This window comes from Nocardia arseniciresistens, from assembly GCF_046764875.1.
Taxonomy (GTDB): domain Bacteria; phylum Actinomycetota; class Actinomycetes; order Mycobacteriales; family Mycobacteriaceae; genus Nocardia; species Nocardia arseniciresistens.
Genome location: NZ_JBKORD010000005.1, coordinates 62,487 through 88,868, shown reverse-complemented (window position 1 = coordinate 88,868; position 26,382 = coordinate 62,487). Strand labels below are relative to the sequence as shown.

The 26,382-nt window shown below is 66.5% G+C and carries 23 protein-coding genes; 13 read left to right on the top strand and 10 right to left on the bottom strand.

Going from position 1 to position 26,382, the window contains the following annotated elements:
- Positions 1-21: 21 nt before the first annotated feature.
- The 4 genes from ACLMAJ_RS10350 to ACLMAJ_RS10335 are packed head-to-tail and all read left to right on the top strand — an operon-like array spanning position 22 to position 4,628.
- Positions 22-1,227 carry an LLM class flavin-dependent oxidoreductase gene (locus ACLMAJ_RS10350; RefSeq protein WP_412013361.1) on the top strand — a complete coding sequence of 402 codons (1,206 nt, stop codon included), beginning with the start codon at positions 22-24 and terminating at the stop codon, positions 1,225-1,227.
- A gap of 49 nt (positions 1,228-1,276) precedes the next feature.
- Positions 1,277-2,653: an NtaA/DmoA family FMN-dependent monooxygenase gene (locus tag ACLMAJ_RS10345; RefSeq protein ID WP_412013360.1), complete on the top strand. Its 1,377-nt coding sequence runs from the start codon at positions 1,277-1,279 to the stop codon at positions 2,651-2,653.
- A complete protein-coding gene (locus tag ACLMAJ_RS10340; RefSeq protein WP_412013359.1) occupies positions 2,650-3,480 on the top strand; it encodes a DUF1684 domain-containing protein in 831 nt (276 codons plus the stop codon). The genes ACLMAJ_RS10345 and ACLMAJ_RS10340 overlap by 4 nt, the downstream gene beginning before the upstream one ends.
- Positions 3,477-4,628 (top strand): LLM class flavin-dependent oxidoreductase, encoded by a 1,152-nt coding sequence (locus tag ACLMAJ_RS10335; RefSeq protein WP_412013358.1) that lies wholly within the window; start codon positions 3,477-3,479, stop codon positions 4,626-4,628. Before ACLMAJ_RS10340 ends, ACLMAJ_RS10335 begins: the two co-directional genes overlap by 4 nt.
- Before the next feature lie 57 nt (positions 4,629-4,685).
- On the opposite strand, the gene ACLMAJ_RS10330 is transcribed toward ACLMAJ_RS10335, so the two are convergent.
- A complete protein-coding gene (locus tag ACLMAJ_RS10330; protein ID WP_412013357.1) occupies positions 4,686-5,687 on the bottom strand; it encodes a methylenetetrahydrofolate reductase in 1,002 nt (333 codons plus the stop codon).
- Positions 5,688-5,775: 88 nt separating this feature from the next.
- Here ACLMAJ_RS10330 and ACLMAJ_RS10325 point away from each other — a divergent pair, with 88 nt between their 5' ends.
- From ACLMAJ_RS10325 to ACLMAJ_RS10310, 4 genes are all read left to right on the top strand, one after another.
- A complete protein-coding gene (locus ACLMAJ_RS10325; protein WP_412013356.1) occupies positions 5,776-7,104 on the top strand; it encodes a polyprenyl synthetase family protein in 1,329 nt (442 codons plus the stop codon).
- A complete protein-coding gene (gene crtI, locus ACLMAJ_RS10320; RefSeq protein WP_412013355.1) occupies positions 7,101-8,681 on the top strand; it encodes a phytoene desaturase family protein in 1,581 nt (526 codons plus the stop codon). The genes ACLMAJ_RS10325 and crtI overlap by 4 nt, the downstream gene beginning before the upstream one ends.
- A gap of 213 nt (positions 8,682-8,894) precedes the next feature.
- Positions 8,895-10,487, top strand: a complete 1,593-nt coding sequence (locus ACLMAJ_RS10315; protein WP_412013670.1) for an alpha-(1->6)-mannopyranosyltransferase A — start codon at positions 8,895-8,897, stop codon at positions 10,485-10,487.
- Positions 10,484-11,476 (top strand): phytoene/squalene synthase family protein, encoded by a 993-nt coding sequence (locus ACLMAJ_RS10310; RefSeq protein ID WP_412013354.1) that lies wholly within the window; start codon positions 10,484-10,486, stop codon positions 11,474-11,476. Before ACLMAJ_RS10315 ends, ACLMAJ_RS10310 begins: the two co-directional genes overlap by 4 nt.
- Before the next feature lie 12 nt (positions 11,477-11,488).
- Here ACLMAJ_RS10310 and ACLMAJ_RS10305 read toward each other — a convergent pair whose 3' ends face one another.
- Complete coding sequence (locus ACLMAJ_RS10305) at positions 11,489-11,857, bottom strand: Rv2175c family DNA-binding protein (protein WP_412013353.1); 369 nt, start codon at positions 11,855-11,857, stop codon at positions 11,489-11,491.
- A 149-nt stretch (positions 11,858-12,006) separates the two neighbouring features.
- Between ACLMAJ_RS10305 and pknB the strand changes: the two genes are divergently transcribed.
- Positions 12,007-13,986: a Stk1 family PASTA domain-containing Ser/Thr kinase gene (gene pknB, locus ACLMAJ_RS10300; protein WP_412013352.1), complete on the top strand. Its 1,980-nt coding sequence runs from the start codon at positions 12,007-12,009 to the stop codon at positions 13,984-13,986.
- A gap of 54 nt (positions 13,987-14,040) precedes the next feature.
- On the opposite strand, the gene ACLMAJ_RS10295 is transcribed toward pknB, so the two are convergent.
- Both ACLMAJ_RS10295 and ACLMAJ_RS10290 read right to left on the bottom strand, forming a co-directional pair.
- Positions 14,041-15,426 carry a class II 3-deoxy-7-phosphoheptulonate synthase gene (locus ACLMAJ_RS10295; RefSeq protein WP_412013351.1) on the bottom strand — a complete coding sequence of 462 codons (1,386 nt, stop codon included), beginning with the start codon at positions 15,424-15,426 and terminating at the stop codon, positions 14,041-14,043.
- A gap of 207 nt (positions 15,427-15,633) precedes the next feature.
- Positions 15,634-15,867, bottom strand: a complete 234-nt coding sequence (locus ACLMAJ_RS10290; protein WP_412013350.1) for an HNH endonuclease — start codon at positions 15,865-15,867, stop codon at positions 15,634-15,636.
- A 337-nt stretch (positions 15,868-16,204) separates the two neighbouring features.
- Between ACLMAJ_RS10290 and ACLMAJ_RS10285 the strand changes: the two genes are divergently transcribed.
- The gene (locus tag ACLMAJ_RS10285; protein ID WP_412013349.1) at positions 16,205-16,693 is read left to right on the top strand and encodes a polyadenylate-specific 3'-exoribonuclease AS; all 489 of its coding nucleotides are present in this window, start codon (positions 16,205-16,207) and stop codon (positions 16,691-16,693) included.
- 54 nt (positions 16,694-16,747) lie between these two features.
- Here the strand turns inward: ACLMAJ_RS10285 and qcrB are convergent, their stop codons facing one another.
- The 4 genes from qcrB to ctaE all read right to left on the bottom strand — a co-directional run bounded on the left by qcrB (position 16,748) and on the right by ctaE (position 21,268).
- Positions 16,748-18,370, bottom strand: a complete 1,623-nt coding sequence (gene qcrB / locus ACLMAJ_RS10280; protein WP_412013348.1) for a cytochrome bc1 complex cytochrome b subunit — start codon at positions 18,368-18,370, stop codon at positions 16,748-16,750.
- The gene (gene qcrA, locus ACLMAJ_RS10275) at positions 18,367-19,599 is read right to left on the bottom strand and encodes a cytochrome bc1 complex Rieske iron-sulfur subunit (RefSeq protein WP_412013347.1); all 1,233 of its coding nucleotides are present in this window, start codon (positions 19,597-19,599) and stop codon (positions 18,367-18,369) included. The genes qcrB and qcrA overlap by 4 nt, the downstream gene beginning before the upstream one ends.
- A 109-nt stretch (positions 19,600-19,708) precedes the next feature.
- A complete protein-coding gene (qcrC, locus tag ACLMAJ_RS10270; protein WP_412013346.1) occupies positions 19,709-20,572 on the bottom strand; it encodes a cytochrome bc1 complex diheme cytochrome c subunit in 864 nt (287 codons plus the stop codon).
- Positions 20,573-20,656: 84 nt separating this feature from the next.
- Positions 20,657-21,268, bottom strand: a complete 612-nt coding sequence (gene ctaE / locus ACLMAJ_RS10265; RefSeq protein ID WP_412013345.1) for an aa3-type cytochrome oxidase subunit III — start codon at positions 21,266-21,268, stop codon at positions 20,657-20,659.
- Between the two features lie 332 nt (positions 21,269-21,600).
- Between ctaE and trpD the strand changes: the two genes are divergently transcribed.
- Positions 21,601-22,656, top strand: a complete 1,056-nt coding sequence (trpD, locus tag ACLMAJ_RS10260; RefSeq protein ID WP_412013344.1) for an anthranilate phosphoribosyltransferase — start codon at positions 21,601-21,603, stop codon at positions 22,654-22,656.
- Between the two features lie 170 nt (positions 22,657-22,826).
- Positions 22,827-23,117: a hypothetical protein gene (locus ACLMAJ_RS10255; protein WP_412013343.1), complete on the top strand. Its 291-nt coding sequence runs from the start codon at positions 22,827-22,829 to the stop codon at positions 23,115-23,117.
- A 15-nt stretch (positions 23,118-23,132) separates the two neighbouring features.
- Here ACLMAJ_RS10255 and ACLMAJ_RS10250 read toward each other — a convergent pair whose 3' ends face one another.
- Positions 23,133-23,408 carry an Lrp/AsnC family transcriptional regulator gene (locus tag ACLMAJ_RS10250; protein WP_412013342.1) on the bottom strand — a complete coding sequence of 92 codons (276 nt, stop codon included), beginning with the start codon at positions 23,406-23,408 and terminating at the stop codon, positions 23,133-23,135.
- A 5-nt stretch (positions 23,409-23,413) separates the two neighbouring features.
- Entirely contained in the window at positions 23,414-25,177 is a 1,764-nt protein-coding gene (locus tag ACLMAJ_RS10245) for a DEDD exonuclease domain-containing protein (protein WP_412013341.1), read from the bottom strand.
- Positions 25,178-25,768: 591 nt separating this feature from the next.
- Between ACLMAJ_RS10245 and ACLMAJ_RS10240 the strand changes: the two genes are divergently transcribed.
- The gene (locus tag ACLMAJ_RS10240) at positions 25,769-26,344 is read left to right on the top strand and encodes a C40 family peptidase (RefSeq protein ID WP_412013340.1); all 576 of its coding nucleotides are present in this window, start codon (positions 25,769-25,771) and stop codon (positions 26,342-26,344) included.
- The last annotated feature ends 38 nt before the right edge of the window (positions 26,345-26,382 follow it).

Genomic DNA, 26,382 nt, shown 5'->3' with positions numbered 1-26,382 from the left:
CGACTGGAAAGGGCCGTGCGGATGTTTGATTCAGACTTCTTCCTCGCCGTAGAGCTCGCCGGTACCGGCGTGCATCCGGCGTCGTGGCGGCGCGCTGATTCGCGCGCCGAGGATCTGTTCACGAGCGGGTACTGGGTGGATGCGATCGGCGCCGCCGAAAGTGCGGGTATCGATGCGGTTTTCGTGCCCGACTCGTTCGGTGTGCAGTCGGGTGGTCCTGGAGTCACCCGTGGTGTGCTCGACGCGGTGGCCATCGCGGCAAGGGTTGCCGCGCGCACCCACAGCATTGGGCTGATTCCGCAGGCCGCGGTGACCCATACCGAACCGTTTCATCTGTCCAAGGCGATCGCGAGCCTCGATTTCGCCTCGCTCGGGCGCGCGGGCTGGGAGGTGGCCGTCTCCGAAGGGACCCAGCAGGCACGGGTATTCGGTCGCAAGAGCGCACAGGATGCCGAGGCGCTGTGGCATGAGGCGGACGAGGCGGTCGAGGTGGTCGCGCGGCTGTGGGACAGCTGGGAGGACGACGCGGAGATCCGCGACGAGTCGACCGGCCGGTTCATCGACCGGGACAAGCTGCATTACATCGACTTCGTGGGGGAGAACTTCTCGGTGAAGGGCCCTTCGATCACGCCACGTTCCCCGCAGGGTCTGCCGATCATCGCGGTCAGGGCCGCTGACGCCTTCAGCACCGCTGTCGCGGTTCGCCGCGCCGATCTGATCCGCAGCAGTGCCGCCGATCTCGCCGAGGCGGCCGCTCGACGCACGGCGCTGCGCACAGCGCTCGTGGCCGCGGATCGTGATCCGGACACGGTGCGTGTGCTGCTGGACATCGACGTCCACCTGGCCGGGACGGAGGCGGCAGCGCACGAAGAGGTGACCCAGTTGGATCGCTGGGCCGAGCCGATCGACGCCTCCGCCCCTGGCGCGCCGAACACGCTGCGGCACATCGGCGCACCGGACACCCTGCGCGAACTTCTCTCCGCCGTCCGCGCCTCCGGCGCCGCCGACGGTGTCGTTCTGCGCCCACTGGCTGTCCCTGCCGTCCTCCGTCACCTCACCGCCGCACCCGCACTCGGCATCCGCGGCCGTTCCGGACATCCCGAAGGAGTGCGGATCCCGGCAACAGGAGCGGATACGCAGAACTCGGCAGGGTCATTGCGCGCTCGGCTTGGACTGTCGCGACCGGCAAGCCGCTACGCAATCGCACGCCAGGAGGCCGAGTCGTGATCGCGACAACTGCGGAAGTCTCCCCGTCTGCTTCGGAAAGGACGCTGTGATGAGCGACAAACCTCGTAAGGCGGTGCACCTTGCCGCGCACTTTCCCGGGGTGAACAACACCACGGTCTGGAGTGATCCGGAATCCGAGAGTCAGATCGACTTCGAGTCGTTCGTGCATCTGGCCGAGACGGCCGAGCGCGGGCTGTTCGACTTCTTCTTTCTGGCAGAGGGGCTGCGGCTGCGCGAACATCTCGGGCGCATCCACGATCTCGACGTGGTGGGCAGGCCGGATACGTTCACTGTTCTGAATGCGCTTGCCGCGGTTACCGAGCGGCTCGGGCTGGCGGGGACCATCAACAGCACCTATAACGAGCCGTTCGAGGTGGCCAAGCAGTTCGCCTCGCTGGATCACCTCTCCGGTGGGCGGGCGGCCTGGAACGTCGTCACCTCCTCCGACGCGTTCACCGGCGAGAACTTCCGGCGCGGTGGCTATCTCGAGCACAGTCAGCGCTATCGGCGGGCGGCCGAGGTCGTCGAGGTCACGCGCGCGCTGTGGGACAGTTGGCCCGCCGATTCGCTGGTGGTGGATCGTGAGGCCGGGGTGTTCGCTCATGATGGACATGAAATCAGCTACCGCAACACACAATTCGATATCTCGGGTCGATTCGTGCTGCCATCGAGCCCCCAGGGACACCCGGTGTTGTTGCAGGCGGGCGATTCCGATGACGGACGCGAGTTCGGCGCTGCCTCCGCCGACGCGATTTTCACAGGTCACGGCTCGCTCGAGGCGGGGCAGAAGTTCTACGCGGACATGAAGGGCCGCCTGGCGAAGTACGGTCGCACGCCGGACGAGCTGAGGATCCTGCCCGCCGCGACGTTCGTGCTCGGCGACACCGCCGAGGACGCACAGGAACGCGCGAGGCAAATCCGGCTCCAGCAGGTCGGACCGCAGACCGCGATCGCCTTCCTCGAACAGGTCTGGGGCCGTGACCTGTCCGGCTATGACCCGGATGGTCCGCTGCCGGATGTCGAACCATCCGGCGACGCCAACATCACTCGCGGCCGCGTGCGCCACGCGAAGGACCCGCGCGCCATCGCCGATGGCTGGCGGGAGAAGGCCGAGGCCGAGAAGCTCAGTATCCGTGAGCTGATCATCGAGGTCACCGCCCGCCAGCAGTTCGTCGGCACGCCCGCCGCGGTCGCCGAACAGATCGACACCTACGTCCAGGCCGATGCCGCCGACGGCTTCATCCTCGTTCCGCATCTCACCCCCGCCGGGCTCGACGAATTCGTCGACCGGGTCGTACCGGAACTCCAGGAACGCGGCAGCTTCCGCACCGAGTACACCGGATCCACGCTGCGCGAACACCTCGGCCTGCCCCATCCACACCAGCACAACCGCACGTCCGCACAAGAAGGAGCCCGAGCGTCATGACCACAAGCACCACAACACTTTTCGAGACCGAGTGGGCTTCCTGGCAGCACGCCAGGCAGGATCAGCTGCGCGACCCACTCGGGTTCCTGAGCCTGACCGGATTGCATTGGCTCACCGACCGCCCCGAGCGGCTGCCGGGCGTGCCCGGCACCTGGTGGGTCACCGACGGCAAGGTGTTCATCACCGCGCAGCCCGCCGACCGGCTCGAGTTCGATGGCACCGGAATCGCGGGCGTGCGGATTCTGTCCCCGGCCGAGGGTGCGCCGGGACTCGATGTGCTGCAAGAAGATCGGGTGCTCGAGGTGATCCTTCGAACCGGACAGTACGCGGTGCGGGTGCACGATCCGGCCGCGCCGACGCTGCTGAGCTTCGACGGCATTCCGGCCTACGCACCGGATCCGCGCTGGGTGGTCGAGGGCCGATTCGTACCGTTCGACGCACCGCGGACGCTGACCACCGGCGCCGTCATCGACGGTCTGGAGCATCACCACACCGCGGCGGGAACTATCGAATTCAGTATCGGCCAGGTGACCGAACAGGTCGTCGCGTTCGGCGAGCCCGCGAATCTGCGGGTGCTGTTCACCGATGCCACCAGCGGCGTCACCACCTACCCCGCGGCCCGATCACTCGCGGTGAGCACACCCGAATCCGACGGCATCGTCCGGCTCGATTTCAATCGGGCCACCAATCTGCCATGCGCCTTCACCGAGTACGCAACCTGCCCGATCGCGCCCGCGCAGAACCGGTTGCGTGTGGCTATCGAAGCGGGAGAGCAGGATCCGCGATTGGGACTGTCGGCGCCAGGCAGCGGTGAGGCGCAATCATGAGCGTTCCACTGTCTATCCTCGACCTCGCACCGATCAGCGCCGGGTCGACCGCACAGCAGGCGATCCGCAATACGATCGACCTCGCGCAGCACGCCGAAGACTGGGGCTATCACCGCTATTGGCTCGCCGAGCACCATTTCGTCTCGGTCGCCAGCTCCTCATCGATCACCCTGATCGGTCTGGTCGCGGCGGCTACCTCACGCATTCGGGTCGGCTCCGGCGCGGTGCAGGTCGGTCACCATACGTCCGCGTCGATCGTGGAGGCGTTCGGCACCATCGATGCCCTGTACCCGGGGCGTCTCGATATCGGGCTCGGCCGCTCCGGCCACCGCCGTGCCCAATTCGGTACGCGGCCGGAGTATCCGAAAAAGAGCCATCCGGTGGTCGATACGGTAACCGGGCGCACCGAGATCCGAGACGGTGTGGTGGTTCCGCCGCCATTCGATCCCGGCCGGATCACCGATCGGTCGAAGTTCATCGCCTCGATCTCCGCGCTGCAACAGGAGGGCGCGCAGCCGCTGGAGTTCGCCGATCAGGTCGGCGAGGTCCGCGCGCTGCTCGACGGCACCTACAGGAGCGCAGATGGTGTCGCGCTGCACGCGGTTCCTGGCGAGGGTGCACAGATCGAGCTGTGGTTGTTCGGCAGCTCCGCCAGCGAAAGCGCCGAACTCGCCGGACAACTCGGCCTGCCGTTCGCGGCGGCTTACCACGTCGCGCCGGGTACGGCCCTTGATGCGGTCGACGCGTATCGGGCGGCCTTCCGGCCGTCGGCCGAGCTCGCCGAACCATACGTGGTGATCTCGGCGGATGTGGTTGTCGCCAAAGATGACGCGACCGCGCGGCGACGGGCCTGCACCTACGGACACTGGGTGCACAGCATTCGCAGCGGCGCGGGTGCCGCCGACTATCTCGACCCAGCCGATGCCACCCCGCTGACACCTGAGCAGCAACGCCTCGTCGAGGACCGCTTGGCCACCCAATTCGTCGGTGCCCCCACAACAGTCGTCGAACGCCTCGCCGCCCTGCAACGCGTCACCGGCGCTGACGAACTCCTGATCACCAGCATCGTGCACGACCACGAGGACCGCCTCGAATCCCATCGCCTGCTCGCCGAGGCATGGGGACTTCGCGCGGCGCGCGCCGCCTGAACCCCCGCCGCCGCCCCGGTGTCCGCTGCCGGGGTGGCGGTCGGACCGGCTACGGGCTCAGACGTTGATCGGGGCTGCTTTGACGCCGTAGCCGAGGTTGGTCAGGACCTCACCGGTCGCCTTGGCGAAGTTCAACGTGATGAAGTGCAAGCAGGGAGCGCCCTCATCGATCAGGCGTTGGCTCATCTCGGTCGCGATCTCGATGCCGACCTCGCGCACGGCGGCGGAATTTCCGTCAGGATCATCGCCCGCGGCCTTGTTCAGCCGGTCCAGCACCGCGGCCGGTAGCTGTCGCCCGCAGAGTTCCTCGGCGCGGGCGACCGTGCGCAGCGAGGTGATCGGCATCAGTTCGGGGATGATCGGCTTCGCGCCCTCGATGGGGTCGAAGGCGGCGATGCGGTCGCGCAGGCGCAGGTAGTGCTCGACATCGAAGAACATCTGGGTGATCGAATACTCCGCGCCCGCACGCAATTTCGCGGCCAGGTAGGCGGTGTCGGCGTCCAAGTCCGGTGAGCGGTGATGGCCCTCGGGGAACGAGGCGACACCGACGTGGAAGTCGCCGAGGTCGCGAACAATGCGGACCAGCTCGTCGGCATAGGAGACGCCGTCGGGATGCTTGTGCCACTCACCGAGCGGATCACCGGGCGGATCACCACGCAGCACCAGGATATTGCGGATGCCCGAATCGGCGTACGCGCCGACCAGTGAGCGCAGTTCGGCGACGCTGTGGTCGACGGCGGTCAAATGCGCCACCGGCAGCAGAGTGGTCTCCTGGGCCAGTGCGCCGGTGATCCGGACAGTGCGATCGCGGGTGGTGCCGCCCGCACCGTAGGTCATCGAAACGAAGGCCGGATGCATCCGCTCGAAGGTGCGCGCCGCGCGCCACAGCCGAGCCTCACCCGCGGCGTCGCGCGGCGGGTTGAACTCGACCGAGAAGGGCACCGCGCCGTTCGAGTGGGTCCGCAGGCTCTGGACAACCGAGGGTGTGCCAGAGACGTTCGGTGGCGTCGGGGACGGTCGGCCAGGGGTCGAACGTCCCCGTACGTTGTCGAAAGTCACCGGTCCAGTGTAGTGGTGGCAGGTCGCTGTCCCGCCGGGTCGCCAGGAGTGTGGTTTCCAACGGCCGCGTATTCTGCGACCAGGCGGCATGTCCGCCACGCCGAGCAACCCGCACGACCGGCGCTGCCAGGCACCCGAGACATCACTACCACCTCGTGCCCGCGCCCCGGCGCAGTCCACGACCAGCACGACCTTGGAGGCTCCCCTGTCCGCCGGAACCGGTATCCAGACGCCTCGAAACACGCCGTCGACCGAGGCAGCCGCCTCGGCAGGATCGAGTACAGCCGCGAACGGCGACGCACCAATTGCCGATGCTCCGACCGACGACTACACGACGTTGAAGGCCGGGACGCCCGCTTTCGTCCACGCGGTCGAAGCGGCACTCACCGATTTCTTCCACGCTCAGCGGCCAACGGTCGAGCCGCTCGGCGAGATATTCGTCCAGGCTGCCGAGGCTCTCGAGCTGTTCGTACTGCGCGGCGGCAAGCGGACCAGGCCCGCATTCGCGTGGACCGGGTGGCTCGGGGCGGGCGGCGACGCTGCCGGTCCCGATGCGGCAGCGGTGTTGAAGGCTTGTGCCGCACTGGAATTGGTGCAGGCGTGTGCGCTGATTCACGATGACATCATCGATTCCTCACGGACTCGACGCCGCTTTCCCACCGTGCACGTCGACTTCGAGCAGCGTCACCGCGAACGCGACTGGGCGGGTGACTCCGCACACTTCGGGGCCAGCGTCGCCATTCTGGTCGGTGACCTCGCGCTGGCATGGGCAGACGACATGGTGCACGCCTCCGGGCTGGACCCCGCCGCCATCGCCAGATTCGCGCCGGTCTGGGCGCAGATGCGCACCGAGGTGCTCGGCGGCCAGCTGCTCGATATCAACGGTGAGGCCGGGGGCGACGAATCTGTTGCCGCCGCGCTGCGGATCAACCGATACAAGACGGCCGCCTACACCGTCGAGCGCCCGCTGCACCTCGGCGCGGCCATCGCCGACGCCGAACCGAAGCTCGTCGAGGACTACCGCACCTTCGGTACCGATATCGGCATCGCCTTCCAGCTGCGCGACGACCTGCTCGGCGTCTTCGGCGACCCCGAGGTCACCGGCAAACCCTCCGGCGACGACCTACGCGAGGGCAAACGGACGGTGCTCATCGCCGAAGCACTCCAGCGCGCCGACAGCATCGACCCCGCGGCCGCCACCCTGCTGCGCACCAGCCTCGGCACCGATCTCTCCGCCGACCAGGTGGCACACCTACGCGCCGTACTCACCGACCTCGGTGCCGTCGACGAGGTGGAGCGCCGCATCAGCGACCTCACCGAACAGGGCCTTGCCGCGATCGAATCCAGCTCCGCCACCGCCGCGATGAAAGAGCAACTGCGCGCGATGGCGCTGTCGGCGACGCGGCGCGCCGCGTGAAAGCCGTAGCAGGACAGACCGATCGGGTCGTCGTGGTGGGCGCGGGCCTGTCGGGGCTCGCGGCGGCACTGTATCTGACCGGTGCGGGTCGGAAGGTGACTCTTTTGGAACGCGCCGACCACCCGGGAGGTCGCGTCGGCTTACATCGCGGGCCGGACTACGAGATCGACTCCGGCGCGACCGTGCTCACGCTGCCGGAGCTGATCACCGATGCCTTGGCCGCGGTCGGACAGACACCGCAATCGTGCACACCGCCGCTGCGCATCCACCAACTCGCACCCAGCTACCACGCCCGATTCGCCGATGGCGCGACGATTCGAGTGTTCGCCGATCCGGAGACCATGGCCGAGGAGGTGACGCGGGTCTGCGGGCCGCAGCAGGCGCGGGGCTATCGGCGACTGCGTGCGTGGCTGGCACAGATCTATGAGGCCGAGTTCGGCGAGTTCATGGACACGAACTTCGATTCGCCATTGGACATGGTGCGCAAGCCCGAGAAACGGCGCGCACTCGCCGCGCTGGTGCGGCTCGGCGGGTTCGGCAGGCTCGGGCCGCGCGTCAACCGGTTCCTGCGCGATGAGCGGCTGGCCCGGCTGTTCACCTTCCAGGCGCTCTACGCGGGCATGCCACCCACCGAAGCGCTGGCAGTGTACGGCGCGATCCCCCACATGGACACCTCCCTCGGCGTCTACTTCCCCGAGGGCGGCATGCGCGCCATCGCCGCGGCCATGGCCGGCGCCTTCACTGGGGCAGGCGGCACCCTGGCGCTGAACACCGAGGTCACCGCGATCGACTACGCGAGAAAGCGCGCCCGGCGAGTTCGGACCGCGGACGGCAGGGTCTTCGACTGCGACGCCCTCGTGCTCACCGCCGATCTCGGCTCGATCGAACGATTCGGTGTACGCCGCCGCAGGCTGCGGGCGGCACCGTCCGCCGTGGTCGCGCACGGCACCGTGCCCGCCGAGGTCGCCGCAGCGTGGCCGGTGCAGGCGCATCACACCATCGACTTCGGTGCGGCGTGGGATCAGACCTTCGTCGAGATCGCGGCGCGACGCGGAAGGGGCGCACTGATGGGCGATCCCTCGCTGCTGCTGACCCGGCCCGCTCTCACCGACTCGACGCTCTACATCGATAGACCCGACGGCCGCCACGAGCCGTTCTCGCTGCTCGCGCCGTGCCCGAACCTGGATTCCGCGCCACTGGACTGGGACCGGCTCGGCCCGTGCTACCTGCGCGAACTGCTGGAGGTCCTGGAGTCACGCGGGTATACCGGCATCGCCGAACACTTCACCGTCGACCATCTCGACACTCCGAATACCTGGCGCGAGCAAGGCATGTTGGCCGGTACGCCGTTCTCCGCGGCGCACCTGTTCCGGCAGACCGGACCATTTCGTCCACGCAATTTTCCGCGCTCCAGCGACAATGTGGTTATCGCGGGTTGCGGCACCACTCCCGGCGTCGGGGTGCCAACCACATTGCTGTCGGGAAAACTGGCGGCAACCCGTATTACCGGTGCTCCGAGCCCGGCTCGGGATGAAACCCCACGCACCACCGGGATAGTGTTCCCGGCGAACCATTAAACTCAACGCCGACCTGTTCGCTCGCGGTTGCGACCGCCGACCACTCCGGGGGACCGACACCACATGCCGCCCCCCGAAGCCAGCGCCACAGCCCCCACCGAGGACCAGATCATCAAGACCAACACGAGCCTCGCGGACCGCACGTCCAGCACGCCGGATCAGCGGCCCAGCCGACGCGAAGCGTCCGGGGCAGATGCGGCTACCGCGACATCCATGCGTGGACTGATGCGAACCTCGGCTGATTTCCTGCGCAGTCCCGAAGGCCATTCGGCGCTGCTCGGTTTCTTCGGAGCGCTGATGATCACCGTCGGCGGGTTCGGCGCGGGCAGCGTTCGCAAGCGCGACCCGCTACTCGAGGCAATGCACCTGTCCTGGCTACGGTTCGGCCACGGCTACGCGCTCTCCACCATGGTCATCTGGGTCGGCGTGCTGCTGATGATCACCGCATGGGTCCGGCTCGGCCGCACCACCATCGGCCTCGGGGAACGTCCCGATGCCGGGGTGACGCTGAACGAGCTGCGCGCGATCGTCGGCATCTGGATCTTCCCGCTGCTCTTCGCCGCTCCGATGTTCAGCCGTGACGCCTACTCATATCTGGCGCAGGGCGCGCTGCTGCGTGACGGGTTCGACCCCTACCAGGTCGGCCCGGTCGCCAATCCTGGTGTGCTGCTGGACAACGTGAGCCCGGTGTGGACAACGACGACCGCGCCCTATGGTCCGGTCTTCCTGCTACTCGGGCGCGCGATCACAGCCATCACCGGCGAGAACGTGGTGGCGGGGACGATCGCGCTGCGACTGGTCATGCTGCCCGGCCTCGCGTTGATGATGTGGGCGGTGCCCTATCTGACCAAGCACCTCGGCGGCAAGCCGACGGTCGCGCTGTGGCTGGCCGTGCTCAATCCACTGGTGCTGATCCACCTGATCGGCGGTGTGCACAACGAGGTGCTGATGGTCGGGCTGATGTGCGCGGGCATCGCGTTGGTACTGGAACGCCATCATGTGGCGGGCATCGTGGTCGTCGCGATCGGTGTCGCCATCAAGGCGACGGCGGGGATCGCACTGCCGTTCCTGGTGTGGATCTGGATGCTGCACGAGAAGGAACGCAGAGCCCTCGAGCGAGCCGCGAGCTCCCCCGGCGCGACGCAACCACTCGAAGGTGAGCAGGACGCCGCCAAGCCGAGCGAGGAAATGCCGCACCCAGCACTGATGTTCGCGAAGATCGCCGGCCTCGGGCTGAGTGTGTTCGCCGTGGTCTTCGTGGCGGCCTCGGTGGCCGCCGGTGTCGGCATCGGCTGGCTGACCGCGCTTTCGGGCTCGAAGAAGATCGTCAACTGGCTTTCGCTGCCGACGATCATGGCGCACGCAATCACGTGGGTAACCCCGTTGTCACGGGATTCCGTGCTACCGGTGACCAGGATGCTGTGCGCCGTTGCCTTGGTCGCTCTCTTGGTGTGGACGTGGTGGAAGTTCCGGCACAGCGAGCGCGAGGCGGTGCTCGGCATCGTCATCGCGTTCGTCGCGATCTGCGTCCTCTCCCCCGCCGCGCTGCCCTGGTACTACTCCTGGCCGCTGGCCCTGGCCGCCGGTTTCGCACTGTCGACCACCACGTTGATGGTGCTGGTCGGCCTGTGCACCTGGCTGATGCTGGTGTTCCAGCCGGACGGCTCGATCGGGCTCTACAACTTCTGGCATGTGGCCGCCGCGACCTTCGTCGCCGTGGTGGCGGCGCTGTCGCTGCGGAAGGTGGACCCGCTGCGTTTGCGGGCTACCGCGTCGACGGATTCGTCGGCACTGTTGCGGCCGTGACCGGTACGGGCGCTGCCCGCACCAGCGCCGAACTCGCCGTCGCCTATCGCGAATGCAGGCAGATCGCCGCGGCGCACGGGCGCACCTATTTCCTCGCGACCCGCCTGCTGACGGCCGAGCGACGACCAGCGGTGCACGCGCTCTACGCGTTCGCGCGGACGGTCGACGACATTGTCGATCACGCCGACGTCATCGATCTCGACGACACCCTCGACCCAGTGACGCTCGCCTACCGTGTCCGAGACTGCGCCGAGCTGCTCGATCGGATCGAAAAACAGCTGCGCAGTCGCTTGGAGGGTAATCCGCTGCCGGAGCGGATCGGCGAGCGACGGCACCGTGTACTGCTCGCCGTTGCCGACACCATCGAACGCTACGACATTGCCTACCAGCACTTCTGGACGTTCATGGATGCGATGCGGATGGACATCGCAGGCACTGCGCATTATCGCGACCGCTACGCGACCATGGACGAACTGCGCCGATATATGCGCGGCTCGGCGGCGGCGATCGGACTACAACTGCTGCCGATACTCGGCACCGTCGTGCCGGTGGCCGAGGCGCAGCCAGCGGCCGCGGCACTCGGCGAGGCGTTCCAGCTCACCAATTTCCTGCGCGATGTCGCCGAGGATCTCGATCGCGGACGCGTGTATCTACCCGCCGACGAGCTCGCCGCGTTCGGGGTCGACCACGACCTGCTTGTCCACTGCCGCCGCACCGGGCACACCGATCAGCGGGTGCGCAGGGCGTTGGCCCACCTGATCGCGATCAACCGCGATATCTATCGTGCCGCCGACCCGGGCATCGACCTGCTCGCACCGCGCGTCCGCCCGGCCATCCGCACCGCCAGCACGCTCTACGCGGGCATTTTGGATGAGATCGAACACGGCGACTACGCCATCTTCCGCAGGCGCGCGGTAGTGCCACGGCGGCGACGCCTGTGCGTTGCCGCCGTGGAGTTCGGTGCCGCCGCGCTACGCGGCCCACGCTGACCGCGGTTCGGGTCAGAAGGGATCGGCAGAGGCGCGGCGGATGACCTCACGAGCCAAGTGACCGTGCAGGGCGTCGACCGGTCTGCCAGGCAAGGTGTCGTCCTCGGTGAAGACCCATTGCAGGATCTCCTCGTCGGTGTACTTGGCGTCCTTCATCACGGTGATCAGGCCGGGCAGCCATTTGATCACCGCTCCCGTATCGTCGAAGAACCGTTCGGGGACGCCTGCCACGCCGTCGCGGCGCACGGCGAGAATTTGATGGTCGCGCAGCATCTGATGCACCCGGGTCACCACGAGCCCGAGCTTGTCGGCCACCTCAGGCAGTGGCAGCACTGCCACGGACTCGGGAAGGACATCATCGCTGCAGGGAAATGCGCTCACCCGGATAACGGTAGACGGTCGGCTGCCGCACGTCGCGAGACACCCGGTGCACGTTCGCCGATACCATCGTGGGGGCCGCACGTGGCGGCTGGTCGCTTGTCGCACTAACAGCGAGGGGTGAGAACTTTGTGAAAGCCGGAGGACATCACTTGATCGGGCAAGTTCTGGAAGGGCGCTACCGGATCGACTCGCCGATTGCTCGCGGCGGGATGTCGATGGTCTTCCGGGGTGTGGACACTCGCCTGGACCGACCCGTCGCCATCAAGGTGATGGACCCGAAATTCGCCGCCGATCCCCAATTCCTTTCGCGGTTCGAATTCGAGGCGCGCGCGGTCGCCAAGCTCAAGCATCCGTCGCTTGTCGCGGTGTACGACCAGGGCGTCGACGGCGAATACCCGTTCCTGATCATGGAATTGGTCGAGGGCGGCACGCTGCGCGAGCTGTTGCGCGAACGCGGCCCGATGCCACCGCATGCGGCGCGTGCGGTCGCCGAGCCGGTGCTCGCCGCGATCGGCGTCGCGCATTCGGCGGGTCTCGTCCATCGCGATATCAAGCCGGAGAACGTGCTGATCTCGGATGCGGGCGAGGTGAAGATCGCCGATTTCGGCCTGGTCCGCGCGGTCGCGGCGGCCAACACCACCTCGGCGAGCGTGATCCTCGGTACTGCGGCCTATCTGTCGCCCGAACAGGTCACCAGCGGTACCGCCGACGCTCGCAGCGACGTCTACTCCTTCGGCGTGCTGATCTTCGAATTGCTGACCGGCCAGGTCCCCTTCACCGGTGACACCTCGCTGTCGGTGGCGTATCAGCGGATCGAGAACGATGTTCCGAGCCCGAGCCAGTTGATCGCCGGAGTGCCCCCGGAGTTCGACGATCTGATCGCGCGAGCCACCGCCCGTGAGCCCGCACACCGGTTCGCCGACGCGAACGAGATGGTCGCCGCACTGCATCAGATCGCGGTCGCGCTGAACCTGCCGCCGTATCGGGTGCCCGCTCCGCAGGAATCGGCCGAGCACCTCAGCGCCACCTACCGCATGGACACGCCGGACCATGCGGCGGCCCAGCAGCCCGGTGCGCGCCAGGAATCGTATGCACCGCAGTCGGTGCAGCACACCAAGGTCGTCACCGCGTCACGGCCCAGATACGCCGACTACGGCCCACCGGACGACTACGACCCGCACGGTGGCTATGAGCCGCAGTCCGCGTACCTACCGCAGTCCTCGCCATATCAGGATTTCGACTCCGACCGCACCAGGTCGCGCCGCACGGTGCTGTTGTGGGTGGCCGCGGTGGCGATCCTCACGCTGGTCGTCGGCGTCGGCGGCTGGTGGCTCGGTGTCGGCCGCTTTTCCGCGATCCCGCCGATCGCCGGGCTCGACCAGGAACGCGCCGTCAGCACGCTGCAGAATGCGGGCTTCCCGACCGAGATAAGGCAGAAAGCCTCCGACACCATCCCGGTCGGCAGCGTGGTCGGCAGCGACCCGCCCGCCGGATCCAAGGTCACCAAGAACACGACGGTGTCGGTGCTCGTGTCCAGCGGCAAACCCAGAGTGCCGGATGCGAAGCCCGGCGACACGGTCTCGAAGGTCAATCAGCTCATCCGCGACGCGGGCCTGCAACCGGTGGACTCCGGCGAAACCGGCAGCTCGGCGCCGAAGGGCTCGCTCGCGAAGATCGATCCGGCTCCAGGCACCGTGCTTCCGATGAACGCACAGGTAAAGGTGTACCGCAGCAACGGATCTCAGCCGGTGAAAATGCCCGACGTGCGCGGACGCGCCACCGAGGACGCCACCAGAATGCTCACCGCTGCCGGGATCACCGTGCGTGATACCCGCCTGCAATACGACAAGGGGGTCGAGGGCGACAAGGTGATCGGCACCGACCCCGCCGCGGGCACCACGGTTCAGTCCGGTGACGCGGTCACGCTGATCGTGTCCAACGCCGTGAAGATGCCGATGGTGGTCGGGCAGAAAGTCGGCGACGCGCGCGCCAAACTCGAGGCCTTGGGCCTACAGGTACAGGTCCGTCAGCTGACTCCGTCGGACACGTCGTTGGTGATCTCACAGACCCCGGGTGGGCTGTCGAAGGTCGAGCCGGGCACGACCGTCACGCTGGTCGCGCTCCCCTGAACGGCACCGAACGTCACACTCTTCGCGAGATGACGTTCGGTACCGCCGCGGATCTCAGCGCAGCATTTCCGCGACAAGGAACGCCAATTCCAGCGATTGCTGGGTGTTGAGGCGCGGATCGCATGCGGTTTCGTAACGGCCGGACAGATCCAGATCGGAGATGTCCTGCGCGCCGCCGAGGCATTCGGTGACGTCTTCGCCGGTGAGTTCGATGTGCAGGCCACCGGGATGAGAGCCGAGCGCGTGATGCACCTCGAAGAAGCCCTGCACCTCGTCGATGATCCGGTCGAAGTGGCGAGTCTTGTAGCCGGTGGACGCCTCATGGGTGTTGCCGTGCATGGGGTCGCACTGCCAGATGACCTGATGACCGGTCGCCTGCACCTTCTCGATGATCGGCGGCAGCACATCGCGCACCTTGCCGTTGCCCATGCGCGAGACGATGGTGAGCCTGCCGGGCTCGTTGTTCGGATCGAGCCGCTCGACGTACTCCACGGCCTGGTCCGGAGTGGTTGTCGGGCCGATCTTCAGGCCGATCGGGTTGGCGATCAGTTCCGCCAGCGCGATGTGCGCGCCGTCGAGTTGGCGAGTGCGTTCGCCGATCCACAGGAAGTGCGCGGACAAGTCGTAGAGCACCGGCTCGCCCGCCGGGTTCTGGCCGAGGCGCAGCATCGCGCGCTCGTAGTCGAGGACAAGGGCCTCGTGGCTGGCGTAGATCCTGGCCGACTGGAGGCTGGGATCCTTCACCCGGCAGGCGGTCATGAACGCGAGACCGCGATCGATCTCCTCGGCCAGCGCCTCATAGCGCGCGCCCGCTGGCGACTGGGCGACGAAGTCGCGGTTCCAATCGTGCACCTTGTGCAGGTCTGCCATGCCAGCGCCGGTCAGCGCGCGCACCAGGTTCATCGCCGCGCTGGCGTTGGCGTAGGCCCGGACCAGCCGCGACGGGTCGTGTTCGCGCACCGACGCGTCGGCGGCGATCGAGTTCACCATGTCGCCGCGGTAGGACCTGAGGCCGAGCGCGTCGGTATCGGAGGAGCGCGGTTTCGCGTACTGACCCGCGATACGCGCGACCTTGACCACCGGCAGACTCGCGCCGTAGGTGAGCACCACCGCCATCTGTAGCAGAGTGCGGATATTGCCGCGAATGTGCGGCTCGGTGTTGTCGGCGAAGGTCTCCGCGCAATCACCGCCCTGCATCAGGAACGCCTCGCCGCGCGCGACCTCGGCGAGCTGCACACGTAGCTCCTCGACCTCGGCGGGCACACAGATCGGCGGCACGCTCTCCAGCACCGTCCGCATGGTGGCGGCCTGCTCCGGATCCCAGGACGGCTGCTGCAACGCAGGCCGGGCGAGCGCGGCATCGAGCCGTCTCCGCAATTCCGCGGGCAGCGGCGGCAGTTCCGGCAGGCGATCGATGGGTACGTCGACGGTCCAGTTCACGCGTTCAGAATACGGACCATCTTGTTGCGCAGATACCCGGAGGTGGGGTGAGCCTGTCACACCCGAAGGTGTCGAGAATTCTCACCCCAGGAGCCCCTTGCGCCGAACCACCGGGTGGGCCACATAAGGTTGTGCGCCGTGAGGAACTACGACGGCGACCAGACGATCGCATCGCCGTCGCGGCCTCCATTTCATGTCATGGGGAGGTCAACTGACATCGCCATATCTTTCGATTATCTCCCGGGCCCACGCGACCAGATCCTGTACACGCTGCCCGGTCGGCTGCCTGGTAAGCCAGAGCTCCAAATTCTCCGGTCGATTATCGAGCTTCTCGCCGTTGATGTGATGGACATTTTCCCCCGGTTGCAGCCGTCGACCGAGCTGCGCTTCCATTACCAGTCGATGCTCCAGCTCCCAGCCACCTTCCTCGAGTCGGATCATCCAGTATCCACAAGAGGAAATACGTCTACCGTCGTGCGAACTCTTACGCCGCCGCCCCGGCGCACCGCGCCCAGGTGCATTCTCGATCGAACCCCATCGTCGCATTTTGTGCATATGCGCTCGACAGATCCCATGATTGAGAATGGCTGGCCTCAAGCAGTTTTCAACAGAACACCGTGGATATTCACGATCGAGTTCGGCGCAGTAGTGTTTATTGCACAGCCCACGATAGCGCACATGTCTAGAACAACCGGAAATGCTACAAACAGAAGATTCATCCATGACACCCCCATATCGAACAATGCGTTAGCAAATTCTAACAGAAAGGCATAAGTGATTGAGGTATTTTTATGACTCGGAATTCATTGAAGACGGAATTACCATAGATCTGATATCCATCGGCGTAGTTTGCGAGGACGGCCGCGAATATTACGCGGTCTCCACTGAATTCGTTCCCGAACGAGCAGGTCCATGGGTCCGCAAGAACGTGCTACCCCAGTTGCCCCCACCAAGCTCGCCGTTATGGCGAAGCCGCCAGCAGATCCGCGACGACCTCTACAAATTCTTGGTCCCTCGCCCCACAGTGCAGCCTGAATTATGGGCCTGGGTCGCGGCATACGACCATGTGGCCCTGTGCCAACTGTGGGGATCAATGGTTGACCTGCCCAACACCCTCCCCCGCTACACCAATGAGTTGCGCCAGCATTGGGAAGCACAGGGTCGGCCCGAACTGCCCCCTATCCCGCCGGACGCACATGACGCCCTGGCCGACGCTCGACACAACCTTGCGAAGTTCGAGGCGATCGAAGCGGCTCGACGCCGCTGAAAAACGAAGGCCCCGAGTCGGATTCGACTCGGGGCCTTCGTGTGTGTGCAGTGGTCAGTGGCTGTGCTCGCCGCCGTGACCGTTTTCCTTCTCCTGAGCCTTCTGCAGTACGGCGAGCTGCTTGTGCTCCTCCGCGTGCTCGATCTCGAAGGACTGCTCGCTTTCCTGCCATGGGTCCGCGCGCAGGAAGCTGCCGGTGCCGGGCTTGCCCGCCCAACCCAGCTTGCTCATCTTCTTCGGGACCGTCGCGCCCTGGTACTCCAGCGGGATCGGGTGGCCGTGGTCGTCGACCGGCCCGAGCGGCTGGTGCACCTCGATGTATTCACCGTGCGGCAGCCGCTTGATCACGCCGGTCTCGATACCGTGCTCGAGCACCGCCCGATCGGCGCGCTGCAGGCCGAGGCAGAAGCGGTAGGCGACGAAGTACGCGATCGGCGGGACGATCAGCAGACCGATACGGCCCATCCACGTGGTGGCGTTCAACGAGATATCGAACTTCAGCGCCACGATGTCGTTGACGCACGAGAGCGTCAGCACGACGTAGAACGCGATCGACATCGCACCGATCGCGGTGCGCACCGGCACATCCCGCGGCCGCTGTAGCAGGTTGTGGCGGACGATGTCGCCGGTGAGGCGCTTCTCGATCCACGGGTAGATGATCAGCACCGTGAACACGAGACCCATGATCAGCGCGACCCAGAACACGGCCGGGATGGTGTAGCGACCCAGGTAGAGCTCCCACGGCGGCATGAGACGGGCGAGGCCGTCTGTCCACATCATGTAGAAGTCGGGCTGCGAACCAGCGGAGACCTGCGAGGGGTTGTAGGGCCCCAGGTTCCAGATCGGGTTGATCTGCAGCAGACCGCCCATGAGGCCGACGATGCCGAGGGTGAAGGCGAAGAACGCGCCCTGATCCGCGGCGAACACCGGCACGATGCGCGCGCCGACCACGTTGTTCTCGGTGCGGCCCGGCCCGGGGAACTGGGTGTGCTTCTGGTACCAGACCAGTGCGACGTGCGCGGCGATCAGCGCGAGCATGATGCCGGGGAACAGCAGCACATGCGCGATGAACAGACGCGGGATGATGATCGTGCCGGGGAAGTCCCCGCCGAAGATCAACCAGTGCATCCAGGTGCCCGCGATCGGGATACTCATCGTGATACCGCCGAACGCGGCCCGCAAGCCGGTACCCGAGAGCAGATCATCGGGCAGCGAGTACCCGAAGAAGCCCTCGAACATCGCCAGGATCAGCAGCAGGCAACCGATGACCCAGTTCGCCTCACGCGGCTTGCGGAACGCGCCGGTGAAGAAGATGCGGAACAGGTGCACGATGATCGACGCCGCGAAAAGCAGTGCCGCCCAATGGTGGACCTGGCGGACGAACAGACCACCACGCACCTCGAAGGAGATGTTGAGCGCGGTCTCGTAGGCGCGCGACATGGTCACACCACGCAGCGGCTGATAGGCGCCGTTGTAGACGACCTCGGTCATCGACGGATCGAAGAACAGCGACAGATAGACGCCCGACAGCAGCAGAATGATGAAGCTGTAGAGCGCGATCTCACCGAGCAGGAACGACCAGTGGGTCGGGAAGACCTTGTTGATCGACCGCTTCATGAACGCGGCACCCTGGTACCGCTCGTCCGCCGCGTTCGCTTGGGCTACTGCCTTACTCATGAACGACGCTCCCAGTAGGCCGGGCCGAGCGGCTCGATGAAGTCGCCGTTGGCGACAAGGAAGCCCTCGGAATTGACGGTGATCGGCAGCTGCGGCAGCGCGCGAGCGGCGGGACCGAAGACCGGCTTACCCCATTCGGTCGCCAAGAACTGCGACTGGTGGCAGGGGCAGAGGATCTTGTTGGTCTGCGACTCGAACAGCGAGGTCGGGCAGCCGAGGTGGGTGCAGATCTTCGAGTAGGCGAAGTAGTCGCCGAAGTTGAAGCTCTCCTGGCCCCTGCGCTTGACGGCCTTCTGCGCGTCTTCGGTGCGCAGCCGAATCATCATGACGGCGTTGCGGATACCGCGCAGCGACTGAAGCGTCGCGTGCTCGTCACCGCGCCACTTCTCCTTCCACGGGAACACCGTCTCCATAGCGCCCGCGTCCATGTCCTCGGGGCGCACCAGCACGATGTCGTCCGGGCGACCGGTGTCGCGGCGGATGTAGATGGTCTCGCCGGGGAAGTCCGGGGTCCAGCCCGAGACCCACAGCGGCGACTTGTCGCCCTTGGCCCACGGGTTCTTGACCAAACCGCCGACGAAGACAAGCAGCGCGCCGATACCGAGCACACCGACACCGGCACCTGCCGTGCGAGTGATCATCTTGCGGCGACCGAGTGTCGAAGTCTCCAGCGCGTCGCTGAGCTCGGCGACCAGGGTGCGGCGCTCGACCTCGGGCGACCTGCCGTCGTGGCGGTCCTGGATGGACAGCTCGGCGGGGATGAACTTCTTGCGGATCAGCACCACCGCGACGCCGATGACCAGCACCGCGATACCGAAGCTCAGGCCGACCAGCGGCGTGAACAGCGAGTAGGCGGCGTTGCCGTCCTCGTCCTTGCCCTTGTACTCCCAAGGCCAGAACAGGAACACACCGATGAGCGCCGCAGCGGCGATTCCGGAGACGGCGAACCAGAACGAGACCTGGCGCTCGGCCCGCTTCTCGGCACGGGTGCCCGGAATCGGGAACCGCTCGCGCCGGTAGGCGACATCAACGCCGTCGCGCGCGGTACCGAGCTCGACCAGCTCGTCGCGCGACATCGCGTCGAGCTCTTCCTCGGTGGGGTTCAGGTTCACCGTGCGGTGATCCGAGGTTGCACCGGCGTGATTGGTCACGGCCTCATCTTTCGACAGCTCGATGCTGTCGGCGCCCTCATCCGGCCGACCCACGTCGTTTGGCTCCTTATCCGTCATGGCTGCATCCTTTGGGTCATGATCCCGGCCCCTGCGTGGTGACGCTGCCTCTTTCGAGCGACCTGCAAGCAGTCGCTAGCGCTAGCTGCCGCCTCCGGGCCTGACGTGCTCATGACCGGGATCCGATCCACATCGCGGCGCCGACGACGAGCCCGATGCCGATCACCCAGATGGCAAGGGCCTCGGTCGCGGGGCCGAGGCCGCCGAGGCCGTACCCGCCCGGGTCGCGCTCTTCGGTGGCGTTCTTGACATAGGCGACGATGTCGCGCTTCTCTTCCGGCGTCAACTGCCGGTCGGAAAACTTCGGCATGTTCTGCGGGCCGGTCATCATGGCCGCGTAGATCTGCTGCTCGGTGGCGGGCTCCAGCGCCGGCGCGAACTTACCGGAGGACAGCGCGCCGCCCTTGCCGGTGAAGTTGTGGCAGGACGCGCAGTTCATCCGGAACAGCTCGCTACCGCGGGCAATGTCCGGGCCGCGCAGCGATTCCTGCGCGAGCTCGCCGTTGGCCTCACGCACCACGCTCGGGCCGCCACCATTGGCCGCCACGTACGCCATCAGCGCGTCGGTCTGGTGCTCATCGAACTTCGGTGGCTTGCGCTGCGCCTGGGCCTCGTTACGCGCCATCGGCATGCGGCCGGAGGACACCTGGAAATAGACGGCGGCTTCGCCGACACCGATGAGGCTCGGGCCGCGGTCCTCAACGCCCTGCAGGTTCGCGCCGTGGCAGGTGATGCATGAGGTTTCGTACAGTTGCTTGCCGTCGCGGATCAGCGCGGACTGGTCCTCGTGCGCGGTAGCCACCTGTGGGTCCGGCGTGAAGACCGAGGCGAGGAAGCCGGCTCCGACCAGACCAACCAGGAGCGCGAGTCCACCCGCGATACGACGGCGGGCACGGCGCTGCTTACGCGTCTTACTGGCCTGGCCGCTATCGGGGCCGACGGGCTCTGGCGCTGACGGGGGAGATGAACTCATCTGTGTCCCTTTGGAGTAGACGGAACCGACTTGTACAAGGTTGGGGGCTGTCGCTGAAACGTCCGCGGACGCACAGCGGCGGGCTCAGCGGACGAAGTAGATCGTGGCGAACAGCGCGATCCAGACGATGTCGACGAAGTGCCAGTAGTACGAAACGACGATCGCGGCGGTGGCCTGCGCCGGGGTGAACTTACTGACCTTGGTGCGGAACAGCAGGAAAACGAACGCGATCAGACCGCCGATGACGTGCAAGCCGTGGAAACCGGTGGTGATGTAGAAAACCGAGCCGTAGGCACTGCTCGAGATCGAGGTGCCCTCGCCGACGAGGGCGTAATACTCGGAGCCCTGACCTGCCACGAACATGGCGCCCATGATCAGAGTGATCACATACCAGCGGCGCAGCCCGAACACATCGCCCTTCTCCGCCGCGAACACACCCATCTGGCAGGTGAACGACGAAGCGACGAGCACGGCCGTGACCGGCACTGCGAGCTTCAGATTCAGCTCGGTCGGCTCCGGCGGCCACACACCGTGGGCCTGGGCGCGCGCGACGAAATACATCGCGAAGAGCCCGGCAAAGAACATCAGCTCGCTGGACAGCCAGATGATGGTACCGACGCTCACCATGTTGGGCCGGTTCAGCGAATGCACACGCTGAGTAATGGCCGATCCTGGGGTCCCTACTGCGGTCGTCACGGGGGTAAGTATGACTCGTCGTAGTACGACACAAGTACCCGGGTACGGAACTTGTCCACCCGGGTCGAAAACGCACGGACAGACAGGCTCTCGACCAGGAAGTCTTCGGCTCGATATGCCTGCGGTGTGGTGTGTCCGCCGCCCATCGGCCCCGGGTCCGCGCTTCCAGGGTCGGCAACGAGGTGGTTGCCGAGGGCAGGAGGCGTTGCGTGCAGCGAGTCTGGCAGGCGACGGTAAGTAGAAGCTGAGACGAGGACAGAAAGAAAGGCCTGGCCCATTAAGCTGCATGGCGACAAGCTGGTGAGCGAACCAGTGTGACGGGAGAAGTGGACATGCGCAGCTGGCCCCAGGTGCTCGGGACCCTCGCCGATGGTGGCGACTTGGCCGCGGACGACACGGCGTGGGTGATCAACGAGATCTTCACCGACAATGCGACGCAGGCACAGATCGCCGCGTTCGGTGTCGCCATGAAGATCAAGGGCCCGACACCCGCCGAGCTGTCGGGCATGGCCTCCGGCATGCTCGCGCACGCACGCCATGTCCACATCGATGGAGACGCGGTGGACATCGTCGGGACCGGCGGTGATCGGTCCGGCTCGGTGAATATCTCCACGATGTCCGCGGTCGTGGTGGCCTCGGCCGGTGTTCCGGTGGTCAAGCATGGCAATCGGGCGGCGTCGTCCAAGAGCGGTGGTGCCGACGTGCTGGAGGCGCTCGGAGTACGGCTGACGCTCGGGCCGGAGGCGGTCGCCCAGTGCGTGCGCGAGGTCGGCATCGGGTTCTGCTTCGCGCCGCTGTTTCATCCCGCATTGCGCTTCGCGGGACCCGCACGTAAAGAAATAGGCATCCCCACCGTTTTCAACGTGCTCGGCCCGCTCACCAATCCAGCGCAGCCACGTGCCGGATTGGTCGGCTGCGCCTTCCCGGACCTGTTGCCGGTCATCGCGGGCGTGTTCGCCGAGCGCGGCGCGAGCGCCCTGGTGGTCCGCGGCAACGACGGCCTGGACGAGATCACCACCTCCGACACCACCGACGTCTGGATCGTCTCGGGCGGACGGCTGCGGGAGACGACGATCGACCCGGCCCGTCTCGGCATTCCCAGGGTGGACCTGGACGCGCTGCGCGGTGGCGATGCCGAGGTCAACGCAGGCGTTGCCCGCGACGTGTTCGCGGGCTCCCCCGGCGCCGTCCGCGATGCCGTACTGGTGAACTCTGCCGCGGCCATCGTGGCCTACGATTTTTCCCAGGGCGTCGGTGATCCCGACGCCGATGTGCACGACGCGCTGGTCGTCGGTATCGAACGGGCCGCCGCGGCTGTCGACGCGGGTAAGTCCGCCGCGCTGCTCGACCGGTGGTCGAAGCTGACCACCACCCTCGGCGACAGCTGAGCCGGACCGGACCGTTACCCGAATATGACCATGGTGACAACTATGTTTCGCTTCGCATGTCGTCAGTCACGTTGTGCCATCGACAGTTACAGTGACGGCGCAAACCGGCGCCCCGCCCCAGTTCGGCGTCGGGCGGGCGCCGCCCGGCCCGACTTGCGAGGAGCAGACATATGAAGCGGGGCGTTTACGCGGTGCCGGTCGTATTAGCGGCGGCCGGGATGCTCGCGGCCGCACCGGCCGCCTTCGCGGCGCGGGGGACGCTGGTCGTCAACAACACCGTGTACCGCGAGCCGTCCGGCTGCATGCAGTTCGGCGCCGGGACGGGGCCGCTTGTGCTCGAGAACCACACCAACCGCACCGTGACCATCTTCATCGGTTCGAGCTGCAGGGGCGATGTGACCGCGGTCCTCGCACCGGGTGAGGCCCGTGCGTCGAGCGGGTCCTCGATTCAGATCGGCTGAGCTCACCTCGCGAGCTCACTCCCCCAGCGAGAAGCCTGCCTCCATGTCCGCGCTGGAGTAGGACTTGAACGAGATATGGGTGGTGGTGCGCGCGACACCCGGCGTTTTGTCGATCCGGTTGGTCACCACCTCGGCGATCTGCTCGTGATCGCGCACCCGCACGATCGCGATCAGGTCTACGTCGCCCGCACAGGAGTAGACCTCGGCGACGCCCTCGGTATCGGCCAACGCTTGCGCCGTCTCCGGGATACGGGCGTTCTCGGCGTTGATCATGACGATCGCGGTAATCATGGATGTCAGCCTAATGTCTCGACATACTCCTCCCCTGGGAGTCTGGCGTGTGCCGCGGCATCGGCCAGTTTCACCCAGCCCATCCAGCGACCCGCACCGTAGGCGGGCTCACCGTAGCCGTCGGTAGTGCGCACGATCCGGATCCCGGGCCTCCGCAGCCAGCGCGCGACGAGCGCTACTTCTTCCGGCGACGCACCACGCAGTGCAGGGGCATCGGCATCTCCGCCGACCGGCATGACGGTTTCCGACGCGGCGGCTATCTGTTCGACAACGTGCATCGGTGATACACCCCGCGCCGCGTTTCCCGCACCTGCGAGGCGGCCGTAGCGGATTACCGAGAATTCCCAGCCGCCCGCGCCGTCCGGGTGCGCGACAATCAATTCGGCGATACGGGCGACGGCGGCGAGGCGCTGGGTGCGGTGCAACGCGCGCACGACCGCGACCACCCGATCGCGCATCCGGGCCGCCGCTTCGAAATGTTCTGCACGCGAATAGTTTTCGATACTGTCGAGCATCGCGCGCAACGGCAGGTCGGAGTGGCCCGCGAACAGTGCGCGGACAGTTGCGGACGCGGCCGCGTATTCCTCTCTATATATAGGGATTCCGGTGGCAGCCGCGGCCGGGCAACCGCCGACGACCGCGGGCGGGCAAGCGTGGTGATCGGCACCCGATAACCGGGTGGTGCAGGTGCGCAGGGCGGTGAACTCCGCCACGGTGACCGCGACCTCGGTGGCGTCCATCCGAGAGTTGAAGGGGCCCAGTGCATTACGGTTCGGTGTCCGGACGATCGCGAAGCGCGGGAATGGCTCGTCGGTCAATGTGATCCACCAGGCGCGCTTGGGAAATTTCGAGCGCCGGTTGTAAGGCGGCGCGTGCGCGACGAGCAGTCGCAGCTCACGTACTCCCGCCTCCAATGGGTGCGCGCACACCACGTGGTCGACACGGGTGGCAAGCGACACCATCTCCTTCATCCGGCCCCTGGTCTCGGAACCGGTGAAGTAGTTGCGGACCCGGCGACGCAGGTTCACCGCGGTGCCGATGTAGAGCACCTCGTCGGAAGGGCCCCGGAACAGGTAGACGCCGGGGCTGCCGGGCAAGTCGGTGGCGATCACCCGCTTGGCGCGCTGCCCGGAGGTCACCCCCGGCAGGTAGTCGAGAAGTTCGGTGAGACTGTGCACCCCCTGATTGCCGACGCGGGCGATCAGCGCGTGCAGGACGTCGACGGTGGCCCGTGCGTCGTCGAGGGCACGGTGCGTCGGCTGGGTGGCCGCACCGAGCAGCGGCGCGAGCAGGCCGAGCCGGACCGAGGGCGCCTCGTCGCGGGTGAGCACCCGCCTTGCCAGCTTCACTGTGCACAGCACCGGCGCCGCGGGCCACGGTGTCTCGGCGCGGGCGGCGGCGGCGCGCAGGAAGCCCATATCGAACCGCGCATTGTGTGCGACGAGGACCGCGCCCGCCGCGAACTCCAGAAAACCGGGCAGCACCGCCTCGATCCTCGGCGCTTCGTAGACCATGGCGGTGGTGATCCCGGTGATATGCACGATCGCGGGCGGAATCTCCTGACCGGGGTTGACCAGAGTGGCGAATTCGCCGAGCACCTCCCCGCCGCGGACCTTGACCGCACCGATCTCGGTGATCGCGTCACCGTCCGGGCTGGTCCCGGTGGTCTCCAGGTCGACGACCACGAAGGTGGTGTCGTAGAGCGGCGTATCGAGCTCATCGAAGGCCAGCTGTTTTGCGGCGGCCTGGCGCGGTACGGGGTCGGGCACGGCGTGCAGCCTATGGCTCGGGTCCGACAGGAACGCAGCGCGAGGGCCGACGAGAAGTGTCCGTATTTATCCACGAATTTCCCGATCTCGTACCCGCTATTTGATCTTCAATTCGCAAAAGTGACCCAGATCACAGCATTAGCGGAATTGCATCAATCGGCCGGGCGCGTCCGATCATGCCGACCCGGCACCGAAGGGGTACTACCGCGTGTCGCGGCGTCGCCGATCGCCCGCTCGGTATCAAGTCGCTATCGCAGCTGGCATGACGGTTACGACCTTGGAAAATGCCCGAAAAGGGACCGTTTCGGCTGGCTGAGACAGCATGTGCGACGCGCCGTGTGACGACTCGAAAGCTCATCGATAATCGCCAGTAGTTATCGTTTCGTGATTGCTGTGACTTATCTCGCAATTAATGCGCCGAATTTTTGTTGAGTACCGGCATTTCGGATGCGTCCGACTTTACAAACCCCCGTGATGAGTTCGTAACCTTTTCGAGACCTCACGGAGTTCCGCCGCACAGCAGGGCTGGTGAAACGAAGTCCGCCGCACCACCGGGTACGGCGTCGTGGGGCAGATTCGGAGTACCGCATCATGGCGAACAACACCGTAAAGCGACAGGCGCAGCGTGCCGTTGCCGCCGGAGCCGTCGGCGCTGCCACCATCGGCGCGTTGCTGCTTCCGGCCGCCCCCGCGGCGGCTCAGCCGGTGACCATCCCCGGCATCGGAACCTTCGAGGTTCCCAACGAGATCCCGATCCCGGCCGACATCCCAGGCATCCAGCTCGGCATCCCGCCCGGGCAGCTGCCGTTCATGGCGCCCATCAAGACTGTTGGCGAGGTCGCGCTCGACGCCGCGATGACCAAGCTCGGTTCGCCGTACGTCTACGGCGCCGCGGGCCCGAACGCCTTCGACTGCTCGGGTCTGGTCAAGTGGTCTTACCAGCAGGCGGGCCTGGAGCTGCCCCGCACCAGCGGCGCCCAGCTCAACGCGGGCACCCCGGTCTCGATGGAGGACCTGCGGCCGGGCGACGTGGTGTCGTTCTACGGCGGCGGCCACTCGGGCATGTACGCGGGAGACGGCAACGTGATCCACGCTTCGACCTCCGGCACCCCGGTGATGATCGCCCCCATCTCGTCGATGCCGACCGCCGGAGCGCGCCGCTTCTGAGCCACTCGCCCCCTTCGACACAGCAGGGCCGCGGGACG

Bases quoted from the DNA above. Each gene is read 5' to 3' on its own strand.
- ACLMAJ_RS10315 (WP_412013670.1), top strand. From the start codon at position 8,895: ATGCGTGGACTGATGCGAACCTCGGCTGATTTCCTGCGCAGTCCCGAA.
- ACLMAJ_RS10340 (WP_412013359.1), top strand. From the start codon at position 2,650: ATGACCACAAGCACCACAACACTTTTCGAGACCGAGTGGGCTTCCTGG.
- ACLMAJ_RS10350 (WP_412013361.1), top strand. From the start codon at position 22: ATGTTTGATTCAGACTTCTTCCTCGCCGTAGAGCTCGCCGGTACCGGC.
- ACLMAJ_RS10250 (WP_412013342.1), bottom strand. From the start codon at position 23,408: ATGATTACCGCGATCGTCATGATCAACGCCGAGAACGCCCGTATCCCG.
- ACLMAJ_RS10345 (WP_412013360.1), top strand. From the start codon at position 1,277: ATGAGCGACAAACCTCGTAAGGCGGTGCACCTTGCCGCGCACTTTCCC.
- qcrA (WP_412013347.1), bottom strand. From the start codon at position 19,599: ATGACGGATAAGGAGCCAAACGACGTGGGTCGGCCGGATGAGGGCGCC.
- qcrC (WP_412013346.1), bottom strand. From the start codon at position 20,572: ATGAGTTCATCTCCCCCGTCAGCGCCAGAGCCCGTCGGCCCCGATAGC.
- ACLMAJ_RS10290 (WP_412013350.1), bottom strand. From the start codon at position 15,867: ATGATCCGACTCGAGGAAGGTGGCTGGGAGCTGGAGCATCGACTGGTA.
- ACLMAJ_RS10240 (WP_412013340.1), top strand. From the start codon at position 25,769: ATGGCGAACAACACCGTAAAGCGACAGGCGCAGCGTGCCGTTGCCGCC.
- ACLMAJ_RS10335 (WP_412013358.1), top strand. From the start codon at position 3,477: ATGAGCGTTCCACTGTCTATCCTCGACCTCGCACCGATCAGCGCCGGG.
- trpD (WP_412013344.1), top strand. From the start codon at position 21,601: ATGCGCAGCTGGCCCCAGGTGCTCGGGACCCTCGCCGATGGTGGCGAC.
- ACLMAJ_RS10325 (WP_412013356.1), top strand. From the start codon at position 5,776: ATGTCCGCCACGCCGAGCAACCCGCACGACCGGCGCTGCCAGGCACCC.
- ACLMAJ_RS10255 (WP_412013343.1), top strand. From the start codon at position 22,827: ATGAAGCGGGGCGTTTACGCGGTGCCGGTCGTATTAGCGGCGGCCGGG.
- qcrB (WP_412013348.1), bottom strand. From the start codon at position 18,370: ATGAGTAAGGCAGTAGCCCAAGCGAACGCGGCGGACGAGCGGTACCAG.